Source organism: Streptomyces sp. NPDC002309, assembly GCF_053593375.1.
In genome coordinates this window covers 10,575-34,656 of record NZ_JBSFCI010000030.1, presented here as the reverse complement: position 1 = coordinate 34,656, position 24,082 = coordinate 10,575, and the positions used below count along the sequence as shown (strand labels likewise).

Annotated in this window: 2 protein-coding genes and 1 tRNA gene; 1 reads left to right on the top strand and 2 read right to left on the bottom strand. The window is 72.0% G+C overall.

What is annotated here, in order from left to right; all coding sequences use genetic code 11:
* Positions 1-19: 19 nt before the first annotated feature.
* Entirely contained in the window at positions 20-535 is a 516-nt protein-coding gene (locus tag ACWCPM_RS24145; protein ID WP_450978326.1) for a DUF309 domain-containing protein, read from the bottom strand.
* Between the two features lie 99 nt (positions 536-634).
* On the opposite strand from ACWCPM_RS24145, the gene ACWCPM_RS24140 reads away from it, so the two are divergent.
* Positions 635-708: transfer RNA gene (locus tag ACWCPM_RS24140), tRNA-Pro, on the top strand.
* Positions 709-864: 156 nt separating this feature from the next.
* On the opposite strand, the gene ACWCPM_RS24135 is transcribed toward ACWCPM_RS24140, so the two are convergent.
* Entirely contained in the window at positions 865-24,048 is a 23,184-nt protein-coding gene (locus ACWCPM_RS24135) for a non-ribosomal peptide synthase/polyketide synthase (RefSeq protein WP_450978325.1), read from the bottom strand.
* Positions 24,049-24,082 lie beyond the last annotated feature (34 nt).

Genomic DNA, 24,082 nt, shown 5'->3' with positions numbered 1-24,082 from the left:
GAGGCGTGGACACGGCCCCTCACACCCCTCGCAGCCCTGGTGCCCGTGTCCCGGCGTCCACCGCCACGCCCCCGTCCACGTCGGCGGCCAGCGTCCGCGCCCACCGGGCGAGCCCCGGCAGGTCCAGGTCGTAGGGCCGCTTCCGCCCGGTCCGGCCCGCCCACTCCTCGAGCGCGCCCGCGCCCCGGCGCAGCAGCCGGGCGCCGCCCGTCGTGTTGCCGCGGGCCGCGTGGGTCAGACCGACTGCCAACTGGGCCAGGCCCCGCCACAGCGTGCGTTCGTCCTCCGGGCCCGACTTCCAGGCGTCCTCGAAGACCTCGTGCGCGTGGAAGGGCTTGCCCGCGTCGAGGAGGGCCTGCGCCTCGGCGACCGTCTCCGGCGGCCTCCGCACGACCCCCTCGGGCTGCCGTTCCACGCCCCGCGCGCCGTACGGCAGGGGCCGTCCGAGCCCGTCGCGCGGCCGTGCGCTGCGGGCGCGGCCCTCGCCGTCGCGGTCCCGTGCGCCGGTCCGCCGTCCCTCCGGTGTGCTGCCCATACGGCGATTGTCGCGCCCGGGGCCCCGCTTCGGCGCGTCCGGCGGTGTGGGGTAATGTACTCAGCGCGCGATCACGCGGTTCTCCGCGGCGAAGCGCATCGGGACGTGGCGCAGCTTGGTAGCGCACTTGACTGGGGGTCAAGGGGTCGCAGGTTCAAATCCTGTCGTCCCGACTGGAGACAGTCGTGGTTCAGGGCCGGTTTCGGAGATATCCGAAACCGGCCCTTGAGCATTTCTGGGGATCCCGCGGGGGACCGGTGTCCTGGACCGGCGTCGGCGGGTCGCGGCTCGCGGGGCCCACGCGCGGTCTCGCGCGTGGGCCCCGGCGGTCACCGCGAACGCCTCGCCAAGGCGGCGGCCAGTACTGTCCCCACCTGACGCAGGGGCTCGGGCCGGGTCATGTCGTTGTGGGCGGACGCGACGGGATGGATGTGCAGGCTCCCGGTCACGTAGGGCGCCCACCGACGGCGGACCTCCTCCTGCGAGTACCCGGTCTCCGTCGCGGGGAAGTGGACGATGTCGCCGGCGAAGTGCCCCGGCGTGGTGCGCCGGACCATCCTCCAGTTGTCGCGAGTGTTCTGGATCACCCCTTGGATGTGGTCCTCGGTCAGGTCCTTCAGAGCGGGGATCTCCTCCTTGATGATCTGCAATGTCCCGGGCACCGTGAGCGGACCGTCCGAGGTGTCCACCGGGTGCCCGAGGGCGTGCAGGAGCTGAACCATGACGGTGTGGTCGTCGGCCTCCGCATGCGGGGCGTCGGTGTCCGGCGGGTAGGCGTCCATCATGGCCAGCAGAGGCACCTCCTGCCCGGCCTGCTGGAGCCGTATTGCGACGGCGTGCCCGAGGTTGCCGCCCATGGACCAGCCCAGCAGGTGGTAGGGGCCGCTCGGCTGGACGCTCCTGATGTGGTCGACGTACCAGGTGACCAGCGCGTCGAGATCGGACGGAGTCGTCTCCGCCAGGGTCACGCCCGGAGCCTGCAGTCCGTACACGGGCTGGTCGGCGTCCAGGTGCCGCACCAGACCGATGTAGGACAGGCCGAAACCGCTGGCGGGGGGCAGGCAGAACAGCGGCGGCCGGTCTCCGTGCCCGCGCAGCGCCACCACCGGCTGGATGAGGTCCTCCTCGGTGCCGGTGCCGAGCAGTGATGCCAGGCCCGCCACGGTCGGGTTCTGGAACACGCTCGCGAGGGGCAGTTGCGCGCCGGTGGCGTTGCGGATCTCCCCGAGCAGCCGCACGGCGAGCAGTGAATGCCCGCCCAGCTCGAAGAAGTTGTCGTCCACCCCGACCACAGGAAGGCCGAGGACATCGGCGAACACCTCGCGGAGCAGGTACTCGTGGGAGGTTCCCGGTTGCCTGCTCGTCTGTCCGGCGGAGTGCTCCGGCGCCGGCAGCGCCTTGCGGTCGAGCTTGCCGTTGACCGTCAGCGGCAGCGCGTCCAGGACCACGATCGCGGACGGGACCATGTACTCCGGCAGCAGGGCGGACAGGCCGGCACGGACCTCCGCGATGTCCAGGCCGCCGTCCTGACCGCTCGCCGGGACGATGTATCCGGTGAGGCGTTTGTCGCCGGGGTGGTCTTCGCGGACGATGACGGCTGCCTGGCCGACGGAGGGGTGGGTGAGGAGTGCGGTTTCGATCTCGCCGAGTTCGATGCGGAAGCCGCGGAGTTTGACCTGGTCGTCGGTGCGGCCGAGGTATTCCAGGGCGCCTTCGGTGTTCCAGCGGGCGAGGTCGCCGGTGCGGTACATGCGTGCGCCGGGTTCGGCGTGGGGGTTGGCGACGAAGCGTTCGGCGGTGAGTGAGGGTCGGTTGACGTAGCCGCGGGCGAGTTGGACGCCGGCGAGGTAGAGCTCCCCGGTGACGCCGGGCGGTACGGGCCGCAGTGCGGTGTCGAGCACATAGACCTGGGTGTTCCAGACGGGGCGGCCGATGGGGACGACGCCGTCGGTGTCGGTGTCGGGTTCGCAGGTGAAGGCGGTGACGTCGATGGAGGCTTCGGTGGGGCCGTAGAGGTTGTGCAGGGGGATGCCGAGGGAGGCGGTGAAGCGGTCGCGGAGTTCGGCGGGCAGGGCCTCGCCGCTGGCCATGACGGCGCGCAGTGAGGGCAGTGCCCAGTGCGAGGCTTCGGCCGCCGCGACGAACACCTGGAGCATCGACGGCACGAAGTGGGCGATGGTGACGTTCTCGCGCTGGATGAGTTCGGCGAGGTAGGCGGGGTCGCGGTGTCCGCCGGGGCGGGCGACGACGAGGGTGGCGCCCTCGAGGAGCGGCCAGAAGAACTCCCATACGGATACGTCGAATCCGAAGGGTGTCTTCTGCACGACGCGGTCGTCGGGGGTGAGGCGGTAGGTGTCCTGCATCCAGGTGAGTCGGTTCACGACGCCTGCGTGCGGGACGGCGACGCCCTTGGGGCGGCCGGTGGAGCCGGAGGTGTAGATGACGTAGGCGGGGTGTGCGGGCAGGAGGGGTCCGCCGCGGTCGGTGTCCGACAGGTTGTCGCCGGGCCGCCTTCCCAGGTCGGTGACGGTCGTGGGGTCGTCCAGGACCACGCGTGTCACGGTCCGCGGCAGTGCGCCCTCGGTGTCACGGGTGGTGACGACCAATGCGGGCTTCGCGTCCTCCAGGACGTGGGCGACGCGCTCCGCCGGGTACTCCGGGTCGATCGGCACATACGCGGCGCCGGTCTTGACCACGGCGAGGAGGGTGGTGACGAGGTCGGGTGAGCGGTCCATCATGACCGCGACCCGCTGCTCGGGACCCGCGCCGTGTGCTGTCAGCAGTCGCGCCAGCCGGTTGGCCCGTGCGTTCAGTTCGGCGTAGGTGAGTTCGAGGCCCTCGTACCGCACCGCGGTCGCGTCGGGGGTGCGGGCGGCCCGCGTCTGGAACAGCTCGGGGAGCGTCGCGGGAGCGACCTCGCGGGCGGTGTCGTTCCAGCCGACCAACAGCCGCTCCCGCTCGACGGCCTGAAGCACCTCGACCTGACCGAGCGCGGTCGACGGTGCCGACTCCAGCGCCGACACGATGGCGTCGGCCGCAGTGGTCACCATCGAGGCAAGGGCGCCCGGATCGATCGGGGAGACCGACTGGGCCTTCACGGCGAAGCCCTCACCGGTGTCGTCGATGCTGACGGCGACCGGGTAGTTGGTGCGCTCACGCGCATTGAGCAGGTCGACACCGTCAAGCCCGGCGCCGGCGGCGGCCGCCTCGCTGTGGCGGTAGTTGAACAGCGAGGTGAACAGCGGGGTCTGCGCGGAGACCCCGCTGGCCTGCTGCGCCACCGCCAACGGAGCGTGCTCGTGCACCAGCAGTTCCGCGAGCTGCCGCTGCATCCCGCGCACGGCCTCCAGCACACCCCCGGCACTCGCGTTCACCCGGACGGGAAGGGTGTTCATGAACAGGCCGGGTACCCGGTCGGCTCCGGCGCCCGCGTTCATCCGGCCGAACAGCACGGTGCCGAACACCACGTCGTCGCGGCCCGAGGTGGCCGCCACGACGCGCGCCCAGGCGACGTGGAACAGCGTCGCCGGGCTGACACCCAGGCGCCGGGCCTGCTCCCGCAGCCGCACCGCGAGATCCGCGGCGAGCGGCGTCCGCGCCTCGGCCACGTCACGCCCGTCTCCGAGCACGTCCAGCAAGCCGTACGGCGCGGTCGGCTCGCTCACATCGCCGAGCAGAGCCGCGAAGAACGTCTCGTGCTCCTTGGAGGACACTCCCGCCCTGGCCTGCCCGACGAACTCCCGGAACGGCAGCGGCTCGGGCAGGGTGTCCTGCCGCCCGTCGAGGAAGGCCGACACCTCACCCATGACCACGTCCAGCGCGGTGTGGTCCTGGATCAGGTGATGGACCTGCAGGACCACGATCCAGCGGTCCCCGCCGGGCTGCCGGGCCATATGGGCGCGCAGCAACGGGCCTCGGGAGAGGTCCATGCTCGTCGGGCAGGCCGCGAGGAGCCGGTCCGCCATGTCCGCACTGTCGTCCGACTCCGAGGGGAGGTCCACCTCCCGCACGGTGAGCGTCGCCTGGCGCGCCACCACCTGGACCGGTTCGCGCAGCCCCTCCCAGGCGAAGGAGGTCCGCAGGATGTCGTGCCGGTCGACGACCCGCTGCACCGCGGCGAGGAACGCCTCCACCCGCGCCCGGGAATCGAATCCCAGCACGATCGGCAGGACGTAGGGGTCGCCTGCGTTCCCGCTCTCCATCAGGGAGTGGAAGAGGATCCCCTCCTGCAGCGGGGCCAGCGGGTAGATGTCGGCGATGTTGGCCGCCCCACCCGGAGCGTCGGCGGCGATCCGCTCGATCTCCTCGCCGGTGAGGTCGGCCAGCGTCACCATCTCCGGCGTGATCACCGTGGCGTCGGCGGGGATGCCGTTCGCCGGGACGGCGACCTGCCCGGCCGCCTGTTCGACGGCCGCGGCCAGTCGCGCCACCGTCGGGCTGACGAACAGCGAGCGGACATCCACCGCGATGCCCCGCTCCCGCGCCCGCTCCACCAGCGTCACCGCGAGCAGCGAGTGCCCGCCGAGTTCGAAGAAGTTGTCGTCGACACCGACCGACGGCAGGTCGAGCACCTCGGCGAAGACCGCGCAGAGGATCTCCTCCTGCGGGTTCGACGGGCCGCGGCCGGTGACACCGGCGCCGTAGTCGGGGGCCGGCAGGGCCTTGCGGTCGAGCTTGCGGTTGACCGTGAGCGGGAGCGCGTCCAGTTCGACGATCGCCGCCGGCACCATGTAGTCCGGCAGCAGGCCGGCGACGTGGGCGCGCAGGGCGGGACCGTCCGTCCCCGGGGCGGAGTCCCCGGTGGGGACGACGTAGCCGACCAGTCGCTTGTCGCCGGGCTGGTCCTCGCGGACGATCACGGCGGCCTGGGCGACGGACGGATGCGCCGTCAGCGCGGCCTCGATCTCGCCGAGTTCGATGCGGAAGCCGCGGATCTTGACCTGGTGGTCGGTGCGCCCCAGGTACTCCAGTTGCCCGTCGGTGTTCCAGCGGGCCAGGTCGCCGGTGCGGTACATGCGCTCGCCCGGTTCCCCGTAGGGGGTGGCGACGAAGCGTTCCGCGGTCAGCGCGGGCCGGTTGACATAGCCCCGGGCCAACTGCACGCCGGCCAGATACAACTCGCCCGCGACGCCGGGGGGTACCGGCCGCAGACCGGAGTCCAGGACGTAGGCGCGCATGTTCCACAGGGGCGCGCCGATGGGAGGAACGCCGGGTCCGGACAAGGGGGCGCTGGCCAGCGAGGCGACCGTCGCTTCCGTCGGCCCGTAGATGTTCAGCATGAGCCGGCCGCGAGACCACCGCTCAGCGGTCTCCGGCGGGCACACGTCACCGGCGACCACCAGGGTCATCGCCTCCGGGAGACCGCCCGCCGAGGCGAGCAGCGGCAGCGTCGCGGGAGGAAGGGTCGCGTGGGTGACGCGCTGCCGGGCGGCCAGTTGCGCCAACGGCGCACCGGGCGACATCTGGTCCGCGGAAGCCAGCACCAGGGCCGCGCCCGCCAGCCAGGCCGGCCACATGTCGGCCACCGAGGCGTCGAAGCTGGGCGAGGCGAACTGGAGCAGCCGGCTCTCGGGGCCGATCCCGAGCCGCTCGATGTGGTCGGCGGCGAGGTTCGGCACGCCACGGTGGGTGACCAGGACGCCCTTGGGACGGCCCGTCGAGCCGGAGGTGTAGATGACGTAGGCGGGGTGGGTGATCAGCAGCGGGGCGTGGCGTTCGGCGTCGGTCACGTCGTGGCCGGGGCGGCCCGCCAGCTCTTCCCGCAGCCGCGCGTCCTCCAGCGACAGGTGCACCACGTCGGTCGGCGGCAGTTCGTCCTGCGCCGCTTCGCCGCTGATGAGGACTGCCGGTCGGGCGTCGGTGAGCATGTAGGCGATCCGGTCCGCGGGATAGCGCGGATCGATCGGCAGGTAGGCGGCTCCCGCCTTGAGCACGGCCAGGATGGCGACGCTGAGGTCGATCGACCGTGGCAGTGCCAGAGCGACGATGTCCTCAGGCCGTACGCCGCGGTCGAGGAGAAGCCGTGCGAGCCGGTTGGCGCGGGTGTTGAGTTCCGCGTAGGACAGTTCGGTGTCCTCGAACACGACCGCGGTCCCGTCCGGGGTGCGCGCGGCCTGGGCCTGGAACAGCTCGGGAAGCGTCGCGAGGGGGACGTCGCGGGCGGTGTCGTTCCATGTCACAAGGATCCGGTCGCGTTCGGCGGCGTCCAGTACCTCGATGCCGTCGACCGGCACCGACGGGTCGGCGGTCACGGTGTGCAGGACCCGGACGAAGCGTTCGGCGATGCCGGCGGCGGTGTGGTGGTCGAACAGGTCCGTGGCGTAGGTGAGGACACCGTGCAGGCCCGCGGGGGTCCTGTCATCGGTGAGGTGTTCATTGAGCTGGACGTCGAGGTCGAACTTGGCGGGACCGGCCCCGGTGGGGAGCGCCTCGACGTTCAGGCCGGGCAGCTCCAGTCTGGCCTGCGTGTTGTTCTGCAGGGTGAGCATGACCTGGAACAGGGGGTGGCGGGCCATGGACCGGGTCGGGGTGAGTTCTTCCACCAGCCGTTCGAAGGGCACGTCCTGGTGCGCGTAGGCGTTGAGTGCGTGTTCGCGGATGCGGTCGAGGAGCTGCGTGAAGTCGGGGTTGCCTGACAGGTCGGAGCGTAGGACGAGGGTGTTGACGAAGAATCCGACCAGGTCGTCGAGTGCCTCGTCGGTGCGTCCGGCGATGGGGGTGCCGATGGGGATGTCGTCGCCGGCGCCGAGGCGGTGCAGCAAGGTGGCCAGTGCCGCCTGCACCACCATGAACACCGTCACCCCTTGCGCCCGCGCCAGGTCGACCAGTGCCCGGTGCACCTCGGCCTCGATGTGCAACTCGATGGTTCCGCCCCGGTGGGAGGCCACGGGGGGACGTGGCCGGTCGGTGGGCAGTGCCAGTTCCTCGGGTGTCCCGTCCAGTGCGTGGCGCCAGTGGGCGAGTTGTTCGGTGAGGAGGCTGTCGGGGTCGGTCGCGTCGCCGAGGAGGTCGCGCTGCCAGAGGCTGTAGTCGGCGTACTGGACCGGCAGCGGGGCCCATGCGGGGGCGGTGCCGGTGGCGCGGGCGGTGTAGGCGGTCGACAGGTCCTGGGCGAGGGGGCCCAGGGACCAGCCGTCACCGGCGATGTGGTGCATCACCACGACGAGTACCTGCTCGTCGGGAGCGGTCCGCAGCAGGCCGGCGCGCAGGGGGATCTCACCCGTCAGGTCGAACCGGTGGCCCGCGGCCTCGGCGACCAGGCGGGTCAGCCCGGCCTGCGCGACCTGTTCGGCGTCGACGACCGTGAGCAGGTCACCGACCGCGTCGGCGTCCACGATCCGCTGGTAGGGCCGGCCGTCAACGGTGGTGATCGTCGTGCGCAGGACCTCGTGCCGGGCCACGACGTCGCGGAGCGCGGCGTGGAGGGCGTCGGTGTCCAGGGTGCCGGTCAGGCGCAGTGCCATCGGGATGTTGTAGGTGGCCGAGGGGCCTTCCAGTTCGCCCAGGAACCACAGCCGCTGCTGCGCGAAGGAGAGAGGCACCAGCTCCGGCCGCTGCGCCGGCGCCAACGAGGGCCGGGACGCGCCGGAGGCGGTCAGCCGGCCCGCGAGAGCGGCCGGGGTGGGGGTCTCGAACAGTGCCCGGATCGGTACCTCCGTTCCGAACACCGACCGGATGCGGCTGACCAGACGGGTCGCGAGCAGGGAGTGCCCGCCGAGTTCGAAGAAGTTGTCGTCGACGCCGACCGACGGCAGGTCGAGGACCTCGGCGAAGACCGTGCAGAGGATTTCCTCCCGCAGGTTCGCCGGGCCGCGGCCGATGGCACCGGTGCCGTAGTCGGGGGCGGGCAGGGCCTTGCGGTCCAGCTTGCGGTTCACCGTGAGCGGGAGCGCGTCCAGGTACACCACGGCCGCGGGCACCATGTAGTCCGGCAGCAGGCCGGCGACGTGGTTGCGAAGGGCGGCATTGTCCGTCTGCGGGGCGGAGTCCCCGGTGGCGACGACATAGCCGACGAGGCGCTTGTCGCCGGGCGTGTCCTCGCGGACGACGACGGCGGCCTGGGCGACGGCCGGGTGGGAGGCCAGTGCGGCCTCGATCTCGCCGAGTTCGATGCGGAAGCCGCGGATCTTGACCTGGTCGTCGGTGCGGCCCAGGTACTCCAGCTGTCCGTCGGTGGTCCAGCGGGCCAGGTCGCCGGTGCGGTACATCCGTGCGCCCGGTCCGCCGAAGGGGCTGGCGACGAACCGCTGCGCGGTCAGCGCGGGCCGGTCGAGGTATCCCCGGGCCAGACCGGCGCCGGACACGTACAGTTCCCCGGCCACCCCGATCGGCACCGGCCGAAGCGCGGCGTCCAGCACGAACACCCGGGTGTCGGCGATCGGTTCCCCGATGTACGGGATCGCGCTGTCGGCGCTCAGCACCCCCATCGTCGTGCAGACCGTCGACTCGGTCGGGCCGTAGGCGTTGACCAGACGACGCCCTGCCGCCCACCGGCCGACGAGATCCGGCCGCAGCGACTCACCGGCGGTCACCAACGAGGTCACCGTGGGCAGGCTGTCCGCCGCGAGCTCGGCCAGCATGACGGGCGGCAGCGTCACATGAGTCACCTCGCCGGCGGTGATGAAGCGGGTCAGCGCCGGCCCGCTCACCAGGTCCTCCTGAGCCGCCAGGACAAGGGAGGCCCCGCTGCACAACGTCACCGCGATCTCGGCCATCGCGGCGTCGAAGCTGGGTGAGGCGAATTGCAGGACGCGGCTGTCGGTCGTGATCGCGAACTTCTCGGCTTGTGCGTCGATCAGGCTCGCGAGGCCGTGGTGGGTGACGGTGACGCCCTTGGGGCGGCCGGTGGAGCCGGAGGTGTAGATGACGTAGGCGGGGTGGGCGGTCAGCAGGGGCTGGTGGCGTTCGGTGTCGGACAGGTCGTGATCGGGGAGTTCCGACAGGGTGTGTCGCAGCTGGGGGTCGTCGAGGGACAGTTGTGTGATGTCGGCCGCGGTCAGCTTTTCCCGTGTTGTTTCGCTGGTGATGGCGAGTGCGGGCCGGCTGTCGGTGAGGAGGTAGGCGATGCGGTCGGCAGGGTAGGCGGGGTCGACGGGGAGGTAGGCGCTGCCGGCTTTGGTGACGGCGAGGATGGTGACGATGAGGTCGATGGACCGGGGCAGTGCGAGGGCGACCAGTTGCTCGGGGCCGACGCCGTGTGTGAGCAGGTGGCGGGCGAGGCGGTTGGCGCGGGTGTTGAGTTCGGCGTAGGTGAGTTCGGTGTCGCCGAACACGACGGCGGTGGCGTGCGGGGTGCGGGCGGCCTGGGTTTCGAACAGCTCGGGCAGGGTCGCCGCGGGCAGGTCGCGTGCGGTGTCGTTCCACTCCACCAGGACACGCCGGCGCTCCTCGGCACCCAGCACGTCGAGGCGGCCCACCGGAAGGTCCGGGTCGGCCGTCACCGCGTTCAGCACCTCCACGAGCCGCTCGACGAGCATGTCGACGCTCGCGCGGTCGAACAGATCCGCGGCGAACGTGACGATTCCGTTCACCCCGGCGGCACCGCCCTCGGCGTCGAACTCCTCCGCCAGGACGAAGGACAGGTCGAAGACCGGATTGTCGCCGACCTCGATTCTCTCTATGTCCATTCCGGGCAGATCGAGGGTGGCAGGCGCGACGTTCTGCAGCACGAGCATGGTCTGGAAGAGGGGGTGGCGCGCCGAGGACCGGGCGGGCGCGAGGTCTTCCACCAGGCGTTCGAACGGCAGGTCCTGGTGGGCGAGGGCGCCCAGGCTCTCGTCCCGGACGCGGTGGAGCGCGTCGCGGAAGGTGGGGTCGCCGGACAGGTCGTTGCGGATGACGAGGGTGTTGATGAAGAAGCCCACGAGCCGGTCGAGGTTCTCGTCGGTCCGTCCGGCGATGGGGGTGCCGATGGGGATGTCGGTGCCCGCGCCGAGGCGGGAGAACAGGGTCGCCAGCGCGGCGTTGAGCACCATGAACATGGTGACGCCCTCGGCGCGTGCCAGGTCGGTCAGCCGCCGGTGCAGTCCGGCGTCGATGTGCAGGCCGGAGGTGTCGCCTCGGTGGGTGGCCGTCCGGGGCCGGGGCCGGTCGGTGGGCAGGGCGAGCTCTTCCGGGAGCCCGGCCAGCCTTTCCCGCCAGTAGGCCAGTTGCGTGTGGTGCAGGCTCGCGGGGTCGCCCGGGTCGCCGAGGAGGTCACGCTGCCAGAGGGTGTAGTCGGCGTACTGGACCGGCAGGGGCTCCCAGACGGGAGGCCGGCCGCCGGCCCGGGCCGTGTAGGCGGCCGACACGTCATTCGCCAGGGGGCCCAGCGACCACGCATCGGCGGCGATGTGGTGCACCACGATCACCAGTACGTGCTCCTGCGGGCTCAGCCTGAAGAGCCAGGCGCGCAGCGGGATGTCGGTGCGCAGCTCGAACGCGGAGCGCGACACCCGCACGACCTCCTCGCGCAGGTCCGCCTCGGCGACGTCGATGAGCGGCACGTCGAAGGACACGGACTCCGAGGGGAGAACCGACTGCCGCGGTGTGCCGTCGGGGGCCGGGAAGACGGTCCGCAGCACTTCGTGCCGGACGAGGACGTCGCGCAGGGCGGCACGTGTCGCCTCGATGTCCAGGTCGCCCGTCAGGCGCAGGGCCACCGGGATGTTGTAGTTGGCGTTTCCGCCCTCCATTTCACGTACCAGCCACAGCCGTGTCTGGGCGAAGGACGGCGGCAGGACGTCCGGCCGCGGCCTGGGTGTGACCCGGGGCCGCGTCTCGTCCATGTCCTCCAGCCGGGCCGCGAGACCCGCGACCGTGGGGCTCTCGAACAGGGCACGGATCGGGACCTCCGCCCCGAGCACCGTGCGGATACGGCTGACCAGCCGTACGGCGAGCAGCGAGTGGCCGCCGAGGTCGAAGAAGTTGTCGTCCACCCCGACGTGCGGCAGGCCGAGAATGCCGGCGAACACCTGGCACAGGAGCTCTTCCTGGAGCGTCCGCGGCTCCCGGCTCCCCTCGGTCGTCTCGTACGCGGGTGCGGGGAGGGCGCGGCGGTCGAGCTTCCCGTTGGCGGTGAGCGGGAGTGCGTCCAGGACCACCACGGCCGACGGAACCATGTAGTCGGGCAGCAGACCGGAGACGTGGGCGCGGACGGCGGCGCCGTCCACGTCCGCTCCCGCGACGACGTAGCCGACGACGCGCTTGTCGCCGGGGCTGTCCTCGCGGACGACCAGGGCGGCCTGTGTGACCGCGGGGTGGGAGGTGAGGGCGGCCTCGATCTCGCCGAGTTCGATGCGGAAGCCGCGGATCTTGACCTGGTCGTCGGTGCGGCCCAGATGCTCCAGCTGCCCGTCGGTGTTCCAGCGGGCCAGGTCGCCGGTGCGGTACATGCGTGCGCCCGGTCCGCCGTAGGGGTTGGCGACGAAGCGCTCGGAGGTGAGCGCGGGGCGGTGGAGGTATCCGCGGGCGAGTTGGGCGCCGGCGACGTACAGCTCGCCGGGGGTGCCCGGGGGAACCGGCCGCAGGGCCGGGTCGAGCACGTAGATCTGGGTGTTCCACATCGGGCGGCCGATGGGCGTGATCCCCTGGCCGGTGCCGCCGGCGGAGCCCACGGGGTGGTCGGTGCAGCCGACGGTGGTCTCGGTCGGTCCGTAGTGGTTGACGACGGGCACGTCCGGGTGGTCGCGGTGCCACTGCTGGAGCTGCGCCGCGCGCAGGGGTTCCCCGCCGAGCATCAGCTGCCCCGTGGGTGCCCAGTTGCCGGGGAGGGTCTGGAGGAACGCCAGGTGGCTGGGTGTGGCCTTGAGGAAGGTGATCTCGTGGCCGGCGAGGGTGGCCGGGAGGGTCTCGTCCCAGGTCGCGATGTGGAGGCGTCCGCCGCTGGTGAGCGCGCCGTACAGGGCGGTGACACCGAGGTCGAAGGCGATGGACGCGTGGAGCAGGGTGCTTCCGCCGAGGTGGGGATAGGCGTGCCAGGTGCGGGCGATGTAGTTGACCACGCCCCGGTGGGTGACGGTCACGCCCTTCGGCCGTCCGGTGGAGCCGGAGGTGTAGATGACGTACGCCGGGTGCGCGGGCAGCAGCACGCCCTGCCGCTCGGCGTCGTCGAGGTCGCCGGCGGGCAGGCCGGCGAGGACGCCCGCCGTGTGCGGGTCGTCGAGGACGAGTTGGGGGACGTCCCCCTCCGGACGGAGGGCTTCCGTGGTGACCAGGAGCGCCGGCCGTGCGTCGGAGAGCAGGTAGGCGATCCGGTCGGCGGGGTGTTCGGGGTCGATGGGGAGGTAGGCGCCGCCTGTCTTCAGCACGGCGAGGAGGGCGACGATCAGGTCGGTCGAGCGGGGGAGCGCCAGCGCCACGAGGCGTTCGGGGCCGGCGCCGTGGGTGAGCAGGAGACGGGCGAGCCGGTTGGCGCGTGCGTCGAGGTCGGCGTAGGACACCTCGCTGTCCTCGAACACGACGGCGGTGGCGTCCGGTGTCCGGGCCACCTGAGCCCGGAACAGCTCCGGAAGCGTCGACGCGGGCACCTCGTGCGCCGTGTCGTTCCACTCCGTGAGGACCTGGTGGCGTTCGGCCGGGCTGAGCAGGTCGATGCCGGTGACGGGCCGGCCGGTGTCGTCGGCCACGGCGTCGAGGAACCGCACGAGCCGTTCGATGAGGGTGACGACCGTGGTGTGGTCGAACAGATCGGTCGCGTAGGTGATGACGCCGGCCAGGCCGTTCGGCCGGCCCTGGGGAGCGAAGGTCTCCTGGAGCTGGATGTCGAGGTCGAACTTGGCCGGCTGGGCGCCGCTCGGCAGCGGGGCGGCGTCGAGCCCCGGCAGGTCGAGGGTGGGCGAGGTGTTGTTCTGCAGACCCAGCATGATCTGGAACAGGGGGTGGCGGGCCATGGAACGGGTGGGGGCGAGGTCCTCCACCAGCCGTTCGAACGGCACGTCCTGGCGGGCGAGGGCCCCCAGGCTCTGCTCGCGGACGCGCCGCAGCATCTCCCGGAACGACGGGTCGCCGGACACGTCCGTACGGATCACCAGGGTGTTGACGAAGAACCCGACGAGCTCGTCCAGGCTCTCGTCGGTGCGGCCGGCCACCGACGTGCCGATGGGGATGTCGGTTCCCGCGCCGAGGCGGGACAGCAGGGTCGCCACCGCGGCGTTGAGCACCATGAACATGGTGACGCCTTCGGCGCGGGCGAGGGCGCTGAGCCGCTGGTGCAGTTCGGCGTCGATGTGCAGGCTCGCGGTGCCGCCCCGGTGGGTGGCCACGGGGGGCCGGGAACGGTCGCCGGGCAGCGCGAGTTCCTCCGGAAGACCGGCCAGCGTCTGCCGCCAGTGGGCGAGCTGCGCGTGGTGCAGGCTCTCGGGATCGTCGGGGTCTCCCAGCAGCTCACGCTGCCAGAGGGCGTAGTCGGCGTACTGGACCGGGAGCGGTTCCCAGGCGGGGGCATGGCCGCCCGACCGGGCGGCGTACGCGGTGGAGATGTCGCGCGCCAGGGGGGCGAGCGACCAGCCGTCGCCGGCGACATGGTGGAGGACCAGGACCAGGACGTGGTCCTGCGGCGCCACCGTGAACAGCCGTGCCCGCAGCGGGATCTCGCGGGCGAGGTCGAAGGGGCGGTGGGACTCGTCGGCCACCGCCTGCTCGAGCTCGCCTTCCGCCACCTCGGCCGTGGGCAGCCGGAGGTCGATCGCGTCCGGGCCGAGGATGTGCTGCTCCGGCGTGCCGTCGACGCTGGCGAAGACGGTGCGGAGGGCTTCGTGGCGGGCGACGACGTCGGTGAGGGCGGTGCGGAGGGCGTCGGGGTCGAGGTCTCCGGTGAGGCGGAGGGTGATGGGGATGTTGTAGAGCCCGGAGGGTCCTTCGAGTTCGCCGAGGAACCACAGGCGTTGCTGGGCGAAGGACAGCGGCACCGTGGCGGGGCGCGGCACGGCCGTCAGCCTCTGGCGTGCCGTCTCGGAGTCCGTCAGGCGCTGGGCGAGTCCGGCCACGGTGGGGGTCTCGAACAGGGCACGGATCGGGATCTCCGCCCCGAGGGTGGTGCGGACACGGCTGACCAGGCGGGTGGCCAGCAGGGAGTGGCCGCCGAGGTCGAAGAAGTTGTCGTCCACCCCGACGTGCGGGAGGCCGAGGACGTCGGCGAACGCCTGGGTGAGGAGTTCCTCCTGGAGGGTCCGTGACGCGCGGCCCGGGCTCGCGGCGGTGAAGTCGGGGGCGGGCAGGGCCTCGCGGTCCAGCTTGCCGTTCACCGTGAGCGGGATCGCGTCCAGGACCACCACGGCCGAGGGCACCATGTAGTCGGGCAGCAGCCGGGACATGTACTCCCGGACCGCCCCTCCGTCCGGGCCGTCGAGGACGGCGCCGCTCGCGTCGTCGCCCGGGACGACATAGCCGACGACGCGCTTGTCCCCGGGGTGGTCCTCGCGGACGACCACGGTGGCCTGGGCGATGTCGGGGTGGGAGGCCAGGACGGCCTCGACCTCGCCGAGTTCGATGCGGAAGCCGCGGATCTTGACCTGGTGGTCGGTGCGGCCGATGAACTCGAGCTGACCGCCGGCGGTCCAGCGCACCAGGTCCCCGGTGCGGTACATCCGCTCGCCCGGCCCGTCGTAGGGGGCCGCGACGAACCGCTCCGCGTTCAGCGCGGGCCGGTCGAGATATCCCCGGGCCAGGCCGGCCCCGGACACGTACAGCTCACCGGCCACCCCCGGCGGCACCGGCCGCAGCGCGGCGTCCAGGACGTACAGCCGGTTGCCGGAGACCGGGCCGCCGATCGGCACGGTAGCGCCCTCGACCCGCTCCACCGCGTGCCAGGTCGCGAACGTCGTCGTCTCCGTCGGCCCGTACACGTGCAGCAGGTGCTCCGGCCCGGCGGACTCCATGACCCGCCGGACACTCACAGGGTCGACCGCCTCGCCGCCGAACAGCAGGTACCGCAGGCTTCCGAGGCCCTCACGCGCCTCCGCCGCCAGGCGGTTGAACAGCGCGGTGGTGACGAACATCGTGGTGATACGGCTGCGCTCGATCCGCGCGGTGAGCCGCTCGGGAGACAGCAGCACGTCCCGGTCGACGCCCACCAGCTTCGCGCCGTTGGTCAGCGCACCCCAGATCTCGAACGTCGCCGCGTCGAACGACACCGACGACGCCTGGGCGACCACGTCGTCGTCGCCCAGCGTGACGTAGTTCGCCTGCTGAACGAGGCGGACGACGGCCTGCTGCGGTACGACCACGCCCTTGGGACGCCCCGTCGACCCGGAGGTGTAGATCACGTACGCCGGGTGGACGGCCGACGGCCTCCCGCCACGGTCCGCGTCCGACAGGTCCTGCGCACCGAGGCCCTCCAGCTCGGCGACCGTGGCGGGATCGTCCACCGCCACCACGCGCTGCTCGGGGATCTCCACGCGGGCATGGGCCTGTTGCGTGACCAGCAGAGCCGGGCGGGCGTCCGCCATCATGAAGGCGATCCGGTCGGCCGGATAGGCCGGGTCGACCGGCACGTACGCCGCCCCCGCCTTGACCGTCGCCAGCAGCGCGACCACCAGATCGGCCGAGCGGTCCATCATCACCGCCACACGGTCCTCCGGCCGCACGCCGTGGGAGACCAGGAGTCGCGCCAGCCGGTTGGCCCGCGCGTTCAGCTCGGCGTAGGACAGTTCGGCGTCGTCGAACGCGACCGCGATGGCGTCCTGCCTCCGGGCCGCCTGGGCCTCGAACAGCTCCGCCAGCGTGGCCTGCGGCACCTCCCGGCCGGTGTCGTTCCACTCGACGAGCACCCGCTCGCGTTCGATGCCGCTGAGGAGGTCGATGCCGGTGACCGGAAGCGCGGGGTCCGCGGTGACGGCGTCGAGCACGCGGACGAGCCGCTGGACGAGCGTGTCCGCGGTGGCGCGGTCGTACAGGTCGGCCGCGTAGGTGAGGGTGCCGGTCAGACCGGCGGGATGGCCGTCGGCGTGGTTCTCGCGGAGCTGGAGGTCGAGGTCGAACTTGGCGGGCAGGTCCCCGTTGGCCAGCAGCCGGCTGTCCAGGCCGGGCAGGTCGAGTGCCGGGTCGGTGGCGTTCTGCAGGGCGAGCATGATCTGGAACAGGGGGTGGCGGGCCATGGAACGGGCGGGGGCGAGGTCCTCCACCAGCCGTTCGAACGGCACGTCCTGGTGGGCGAGGGCGCCCAGGCTCTGCTCGCGGACGCGCCGCAGCACCTCCCGGAAGGAGGGGGCGCGCGATACGTCGGTACGGATCACCAGGGTGTTGACGAAGAACCCGACGAGGTCGTCCAGGCCCTCGTCGGTACGGCCGGCGACGGGCGTGCCGATGGGGATGTCGGTGCCCGCCCCCAGGCGGGAGAGCAGGGTCGCCAGTGCGGCGTTGAGCACCATGAACATGGTGGCGCCCTCGGCGCGGGCCAGCACGGTCAGCCGTGCGTGCAGGTCCGCGTCGATGCGGACGCCGGTCGTGGCGCCGCGGTGGGATGCCACCGGCGGCCGGGGGCGGTCGCCGGGCAGGGTGAGTTCCTCCGGCAGGCCGGCCAGGGCCTCGCGCCAGTAGGCCAGCTGTGTGCCGTGCAGGCTTCCGGGGGCGTCCTCGTCCCCGAGGAGCTCACGCTGCCAGAGCGTGTAGTCGGCGTACTGGACCGGGAGCTCCTCCCAGGCGGGGGCGTGGCCCCCCGACCGGGCGGCGTACGCGGTGGAGATGTCCCGCGCCAGCGGCGCGAGTGACCACCCGTCACCGGCGATGTGGTGGAGCACCACCACCAGGACGTGGTCCTGCGGCGCCACCGTGAACAGCCGCGCCCGCAGCGGGATCTCGCGGCTGAGGTCGAAGGCGCGTGCGGCCTCCTCCCCGACGGCCCGGGCGATTCCGGCCTCGGTCACGTCGCTCACGGGCAGCTGGAGGTCGACCGCGTCCGGGCCGAGGATGCGCTGGCTGGGCGAGCCGTCGACGCTCGGGAAGACCGTGCGGAGGACTTCGTGACGGGTGACGACGTCATGGACGGCGGCGCGAAGGGCCTCGGGGTCGAGGCCGCCGGTGAGGCGGAGGGCGATGGGGATGTTGTAGAGCCCGGAGAGTCCTTCGAGTTCACCGAGGAACCACAGCCGCTGCTGGGCGAAGGACAGGGGGACGGCCTCGGGGCGCGATGCGGCGGTCAGCCTCCGGCGTGCCGTCCCGGCGTCCGTCAGACGGCCGGCGAGTCCCGCGACGGTGGGCGTCTCGAACAGGGCCCGGATCGGGAGTTCCCTTCCGAGGGTGGTGCGGATACGGCTCACCAGACGCGTCGCCAGCAGCGAGTGGCCGCCGAGCTCGAAGAAGTTGTCGTCCATGCCGACCTTCGGCAGGCCCAGGACGTCGGCGAACAGCTGGCACAGGAGCTGCTCCTGCGCGGTCCGCGGTTCCCGGCTCTCCTCGGTCGTCCCGTACGTGGGCGCGGGAAGGGCGTTGCGGTCGAGCTTGCCGTTCACGCTCAGCGGGAGCGCGTCCAGGACGACCACGGCCGAGGGCACCATGTGATCGGGCAGCAGGCCGGCGAGATGGGCACGGACCGCGGCGCCGTCCACGTCCGGGGCGGTGGGGACGACGTAGCCGACGAGACGCTTGTCGCCGGGCTGGTCCTCGCGGACGACGACGGCGGCCTGGGCGACGGCCGGGTGGGAGGCCAGTGCGGCCTCGATCTCGCCGGGTTCGACGCGGAAGCCGCGGATCTTGACCTGGTGGTCGGTGCGGCCGAGGTATTCGAGCCGTCCGTCGGCGGTCCAGCGGGCGAGGTCGCCGGTGCGGTACATCCGTGCGCCCGGTCCGCCGTGGGGGTCGGCGACGAAGCGCTCGGCGGTGAGGCCGGGGCGGTTCAGGTAGCCGCGGGCGAGGCCGGATCCGGTGATGTAGAGCTCGCCGGGAACGCCGGGGGCGACGGGCCGCAGCGCGGTGTTCAGGACGTACAGGCGGGTGTTGGTGATCGGGGTGCCGATGTGGACGTCTGTCGGCGGTGTGAGCCGGCCGGTGGTGGCGCAGACGGTGGACTCGGTGGGTCCGTAGGCGTTGATCAGGGTGCGGTCGGCGGCCCAGCGGGTGACCTGGTGCGCGGGGAGGGCTTCGCCCGCGGTGATGAGGGTCGTGAGGTGCGGGAGCTCGTCGGGGTCCAGGTCGGGGAGGACGGCCGGGGGAAGGGTGGCGTGGGTGACCTTCCGGTCGGCGACGAGACGGGTCAGCGCCGGGCCGGGGAGCAGGTCGTCGCGGGCGGCGGCGACGAGAGTGGCGCCGGTGGACAGGGTGACGGCGATCTCGGAGACGGCGGCGTCGAAGCTGGGTGAGGCGAATTGCAGGACGCGGCTGTCGGTCGTGATCGCGAACTTCTCGGCCTGTGCGTCGATCAGGCTCGCGAGGCCGTGGTGGGTGACGGTGACGCCCTTGGGGCGGCCGGTGGAGCCGGAGGTGTAGATGACGTAGGCGGGGTGGGCGGTCAGCAGGGGCTGGTGGCGTTCGGTGTCGGACAGGTCGTGATCGGGGAGTTCCGACAGGGTGTGTCGCAGCTGGGGGTCGTCGAGGGACAGTTGTGTGATGTCGGCCGCGGTCAGCTTTTCCCGTGTTGTTTCGCTGGTGATGGCGAGTGCGGGCCGGCTGTCGGTGAGGAGGTAGGCGATGCGGTCGGCAGGGTAGGCGGGGTCGACGGGGAGGTAGGCGCTGCCGGCTTTGGTGACGGCGAGGATGGTGACGATGAGGTCGATGGACCGGGGCAGTGCGAGGGCGACCAGTTGCTCGGGGCCGACGCCGTGTGTGAGCAGGTGGCGGGCGAGGCGGTTGGCGCGGGTGTTGAGTTCGGCGTAGGTGAGTTCGGTGTCGCCGAACACGACGGCGGTGGCGTGCGGGGTGCGGGCGGCCTGGGTTTCGAACAGCTCGGGCAGGGTCGCCGCGGGCAGGTCGCGTGCGGTGTCGTTCCACTCCACCAGGACACGCCGGCGCTCCTCGGCACCCAGCACGTCGATGTCCCCGAGCGGCGCGTCAGGCGCCGATTCCAGCGCGGCTACCACCCCTTCGCCGACGGTCTCCATCATGGCGCACAGGACGTCGGGCGACCCGGGCGCGACGACCTGGGCCGTGAGGACGAACCCGTCGCCGATGTCGTCGACGATCATGCCGACGGGGTAGTTCGTGCGCTCCTGCATGAACAGCACGTCCACGCCCGGAAGCCCGTCACGCGCCTGCTCGGAATCCGTCAGGCCGTGGCGGTAGTTCAGGAGCGAGGTGAACAGCGGGGCGTCACCGCGTATCCCGCTCGTCCGCTGTGCCAGCGCGAGAGGCGCGTGCTCGTGCAGCAGCAACTCGGCCAGCTGGGCCTGAACGGCGTGTACGACGTCCCGCGTGCCGGCGCCGTGGGTGCCGACGCGGACGGGGAGGGTGTTGATGAACAGACCGACGGCGCGTTCGGCCCCCGCGCCCATCCGGCCGAACAGGATCGTCCCGAAGACCACGTCCTCGCGGCCCGAGGTCGCGGCCAGCACACGGGCCCACATGACGTGGAACAACGTCGCCGGGCTAACGCCGAGGCGCCGTGCCTGCTCACGGAGTCTTCCCGCGAGTCGCGGCTCCATACGGGCGGTCGCCTCGGCGGCCCCCCTGCCGTCTCCATGGACGTCCACCAGCCCGAACGGGGCGGTCGGCTCGGTGACGTCGCCCAGCAGGCGGCCGAAGTACGCTTCGTGCTCCTGCCGGGACACCTGGCCCCGTGCCCGGGCGACGACGTCGCGGTACGGCGAGGGCGCGGGCAGCTCGTCGTCACGTCCGTCGACGAACGCCTGCACCTCGCCCAGGATGACGTCCAGCGCCGTGTGGTCCTGGATCAGGTGGTGGACCTGCACCAGTGCGAGCCACTGCTCGCCGCCCGGCTGCGCGGCCACGTGCATACGGACCAGAGGAGCACTGCTGACGGTCATGGACGGGGGGCACACGGCCAGCAGCCGGGCCACCAGTTCATGGTCCTGCGCCGGAGCGTCGGCGTCGCCGGTCAGCACGACCTCCTCCACCGGCAGCGCGGCGTGCCGGAGCACCACCTGCACCGGTTCGGGCAGCCCTTCCCAGAGCACCGCGGTCCTCAGGTTGTCGTGCCGGTCCACCACCTTCTGCAGGGCGGTCACGAACTCGTCGAGCCTGCCGCGGGAATCGAAGCGGAGGACGGTGGGGAGGACGTAGACGTCGTCGTCCGTGGTGCCGCCGCCCATGAGGTGGTGGAAGAGGATGCCCTCCTGCAGCGGGGCGAGCGGGTACACGTCCGCCACGTTCGCGGCGCCGCCGGGGATGCGGGCGGTGATGTCCGCGATGTGCCCGGCGTCCAGGTCGACCAGGGGAAGCATGTCCGGCGTGATCACCTGCGCACCGGCCGGGATGCGGTTCTCGGGAACCTGTACCTCGGCCCGACCGGTGGTCGCCGCGAGACCGGCCACGGTGGGCGTGGTGAACAGGGACCGTACATCGACCGACAGACCACGGGCGCGCAGGCGTTCCACCAGCGTCACCGCCAGCAGCGAGTGCCCGCCGAGGTCGAAGAAGTTGTCGTCCACCCCGATGTGCGGCCGGCCGAGGATCTCGGCGAACGCCTCGCACAGGATCTCCTCGCGGGCGGTGCGCGGCCCACGGCCGGCCTGCCCCGAGGTGTACTCGGGCGCGGGCAGGGCGGCCCGGTCGAGCTTGCCGTTCACCGTGACGGGGAGGGCGTCCAGGACCATCACGGCCGAGGGAACCATGTAGTCGGGCAGCAGTCCGGCGACGTGGGTGCGGACGTCGGTGCCGTCGGTGTCGGTCCTCGGGACGATGTAGCCGACGAGACGCTTGTCGCCGGGCGTGTCCTCGCGGACGACGACGGCGGCCTGCGCGACGGCCGGGTGGGAGGCCAGGGCGGCCTCGATCTCGCCGAGTTCGATGCGGAAGCCGCGGATCTTGACCTGGTCGTCGGTGCGGCCCAGGTACTCCAGCTGTCCGTCGCTGCTCCAGCGCACGAGGTCGCCGGTGCGGTACATCCGCTCGCCCGGTCCGCCGTGGGGGTTGGCGACGAAGCGCTCGGCGGTCAGGCCGGGGCGCTCGACGTAGCCGCGGGCGAGCTGGGTGCCGGCGAGATAGAGCTCACCCGGGACACCGGGGGCGACGGGTCGCAAGGAGGCGTCGAGGACGTAGGTGTGGGTGTTCCACACGGGTCGGCCGATGGGCACGACCGGGGCGTCACCCGTGAGATCCGAGGCGTGGGTGACGTCGATGGAGGCCTCGGTGGGGCCGTAGAGGTTGTGCAGGGGGGTGTCGAGTGTGCGCAGGAACTGGTCGCGGAGTTCGGGGGAGAGGGCTTCGCCGCTGCACAGGACGGCGCGCAGGGTGGTGCAGCGGGAGGCCGAGGGGCCGGCGAGGAACACCTTCAGCATGGAGGGGACGAAGTGGCTGACGGTGACGTGCCGGGTCTGGATGAGCTCGGCCAGGTAGGAGGGGTCGCGGTGTCCGCCGGGGCGGGCCACGACCAGGACCGCGCCCTGGAGGAGGGGCCAGAAGAACTCCCAGACCGAGACGTCGAACCCGAACGGGGTCTTCTGCAGAACCCGGTCCGAGGCTCCGATCGCGTACTGGTGCTGCATCCACTCCAGGCGGTTGACCACCCCCCGGTGCGGTACGGCGACACCCTTGGGCCGTCCCGTGGAGCCGGACGTGTAGATGACGTACGCCGGGTGCGCGGGCAGCAGCGCACCGCGACGGTCACTGTCGTCGAGGTCGGCCGAGGAGAGCGCGCCGAGTGTGAGCGCCGTGTCCGCCTCGTCGAGGACGAGGTGCCGCACCTCCTCACCGGCGGGGAGACGCGGCTGGAGGGCGCCGGTGGTGACGACGACGGCGGGCCGGGCGTCGGAGAGTATGTGGGCGATCCGGTCGGCGGGGTGGTCGGGGTCGAGGGGGAGGTAGGCGCCGCCGGCCTTCACCACCGCCAGGAGCGTGACGACCAGATCCGCGGAGCGTTCGAGATGCACCCCGACGAAGGTTTCCGGGCCGACGCCGTGGTCGGCGAGGTGGCGGGCGAGCCGGTTCGCGCGGGCGTTGAGGTCCGCGTAGGACACCTCGACGTCCTCGAACATCACCGCCGTCGCACCGGGGGCGCGCACCACCTGCGCCTCGAACAGTTCCGGCAGTGTCGCCGCCGGGACGTCGTGCGCGGTGTCGTTCCATCCGGTCACGACCTGCCGTCGCTCGGCCGGGCTGAGCAGGTCGATGTCGTCGACGGGCCGCGCCGGGTCGGCGGTCACCGCGTCGAGGACCCGGACCAACCGCTCGGCCAGCGTCCGCACGGTGCCGTGGTCGAACAGATCCGCCGCGTAGCCGATACCGCCCATGAGGCCGGCCGGGACGCCGCCGGGGCCGAAGGTCTCCCTGACGGAGACGGCGAGGTCGGCCCTGGCCGGTGCCTCCCTGCTCGCCAGCACGCTCACGTCGAGGCCGGGCAGCGAGAGGCCCGGTTCGGCGTTGTCCTGCAACGCCAGCATGACCTGGAACAACGGCTGCCGGGCCAGCGACCGGGCGGGCGCCAGGTCCTCCACCAGCCGCTCGAAGGGCAGTTCCTGATGGGTGAGCGCGTCCAGATTCCGCTCGTGCACCCGGGCGAGCACATCACGGAACGAAGGGCGTCCCGACAGGTCGCCGCGGATCACCAGGGTGTTCACGAAGAAGCCGACAAGATCGTTCAGGGCGACTTCGGTACGCCCCGCCACCGGGGTGCCGATCGGGACGTCGGTGCCGGCGCCGAGACGGGAGAGCAGGGTGGCGAGCGCGGCATGGAGCACCGCGAACATGGTGACGCCCTCGGCCCGGGCGAGGGCGACGAGCCTCCGATGCAGATCGGCGGGGACGTCGAGGTCCGCGCTGCCGTCGCGGTGGCTCGGCACAGAGGGGCGCGGACGGTCGAAGGGCAGGGGCAGTTCCTCCGGCAGGTCGGCCAGGGCCTTCCGCCAGTACAACAGTTCCTGGTTCAGGAAGCTCGCCGGGTCGTCCTCGCCCTCGAGGAGTTCACGCTGCCAGAGGGCGTAGTCGGCGTACTGGATCGGGAGCGGTTCCCAGGTGGGGGCCTGGCCGCCCGACCGGGCGGTGTACGCGGTGGAGACGTCCCGTGCCAAAGGCGCCAGGGACCAGCCGTCGCTGGCGATGTGGTGGGCCACCAGGACCAGTACGTGGTCCTGCGGGCCCACCGCGAGCAGACATGCCCGCAAGGGGATCTCGCGGGAGAGGTCGAACGGGCGGCCGGATTCCTCGGCCATCACCCGCGCCAACTCGTCCTCCGTCACCTCGATCACCGGCAGCGGCACGTCGAAGCCGTCCGGGGTGAGGATCATCTGCTCGGGGACGCCGTCGTTCGTCGCGATCAGCGTCCGCAGAGCCTCGTGCCGCTCGACCAGGTCCGCCAGTGCCGCCCGCAGGGCGTCGAGGTTCAGGTCACCGGTCAGTCGCAGAGTGATCGGGATGTTGTACATGCCGTTGGGCCCCTGCAGTTCGCCGAGGAACCACAAGCGCTGCTGGGCAAAGGACAGAGGAATCATCGGAGTTGCTCTCTACGACAAGTGACGGACTGAA

Excerpts from the sequence above, each read along its gene's own strand:
- ACWCPM_RS24145 (WP_450978326.1), bottom strand. The coding sequence starts at position 535 with ATGGGCAGCACACCGGAGGGACGGCGGACCGGCGCACGGGACCGCGAC.
- ACWCPM_RS24135 (WP_450978325.1), bottom strand. The coding sequence starts at position 24,048 with ATGATTCCTCTGTCCTTTGCCCAGCAGCGCTTGTGGTTCCTCGGCGAA.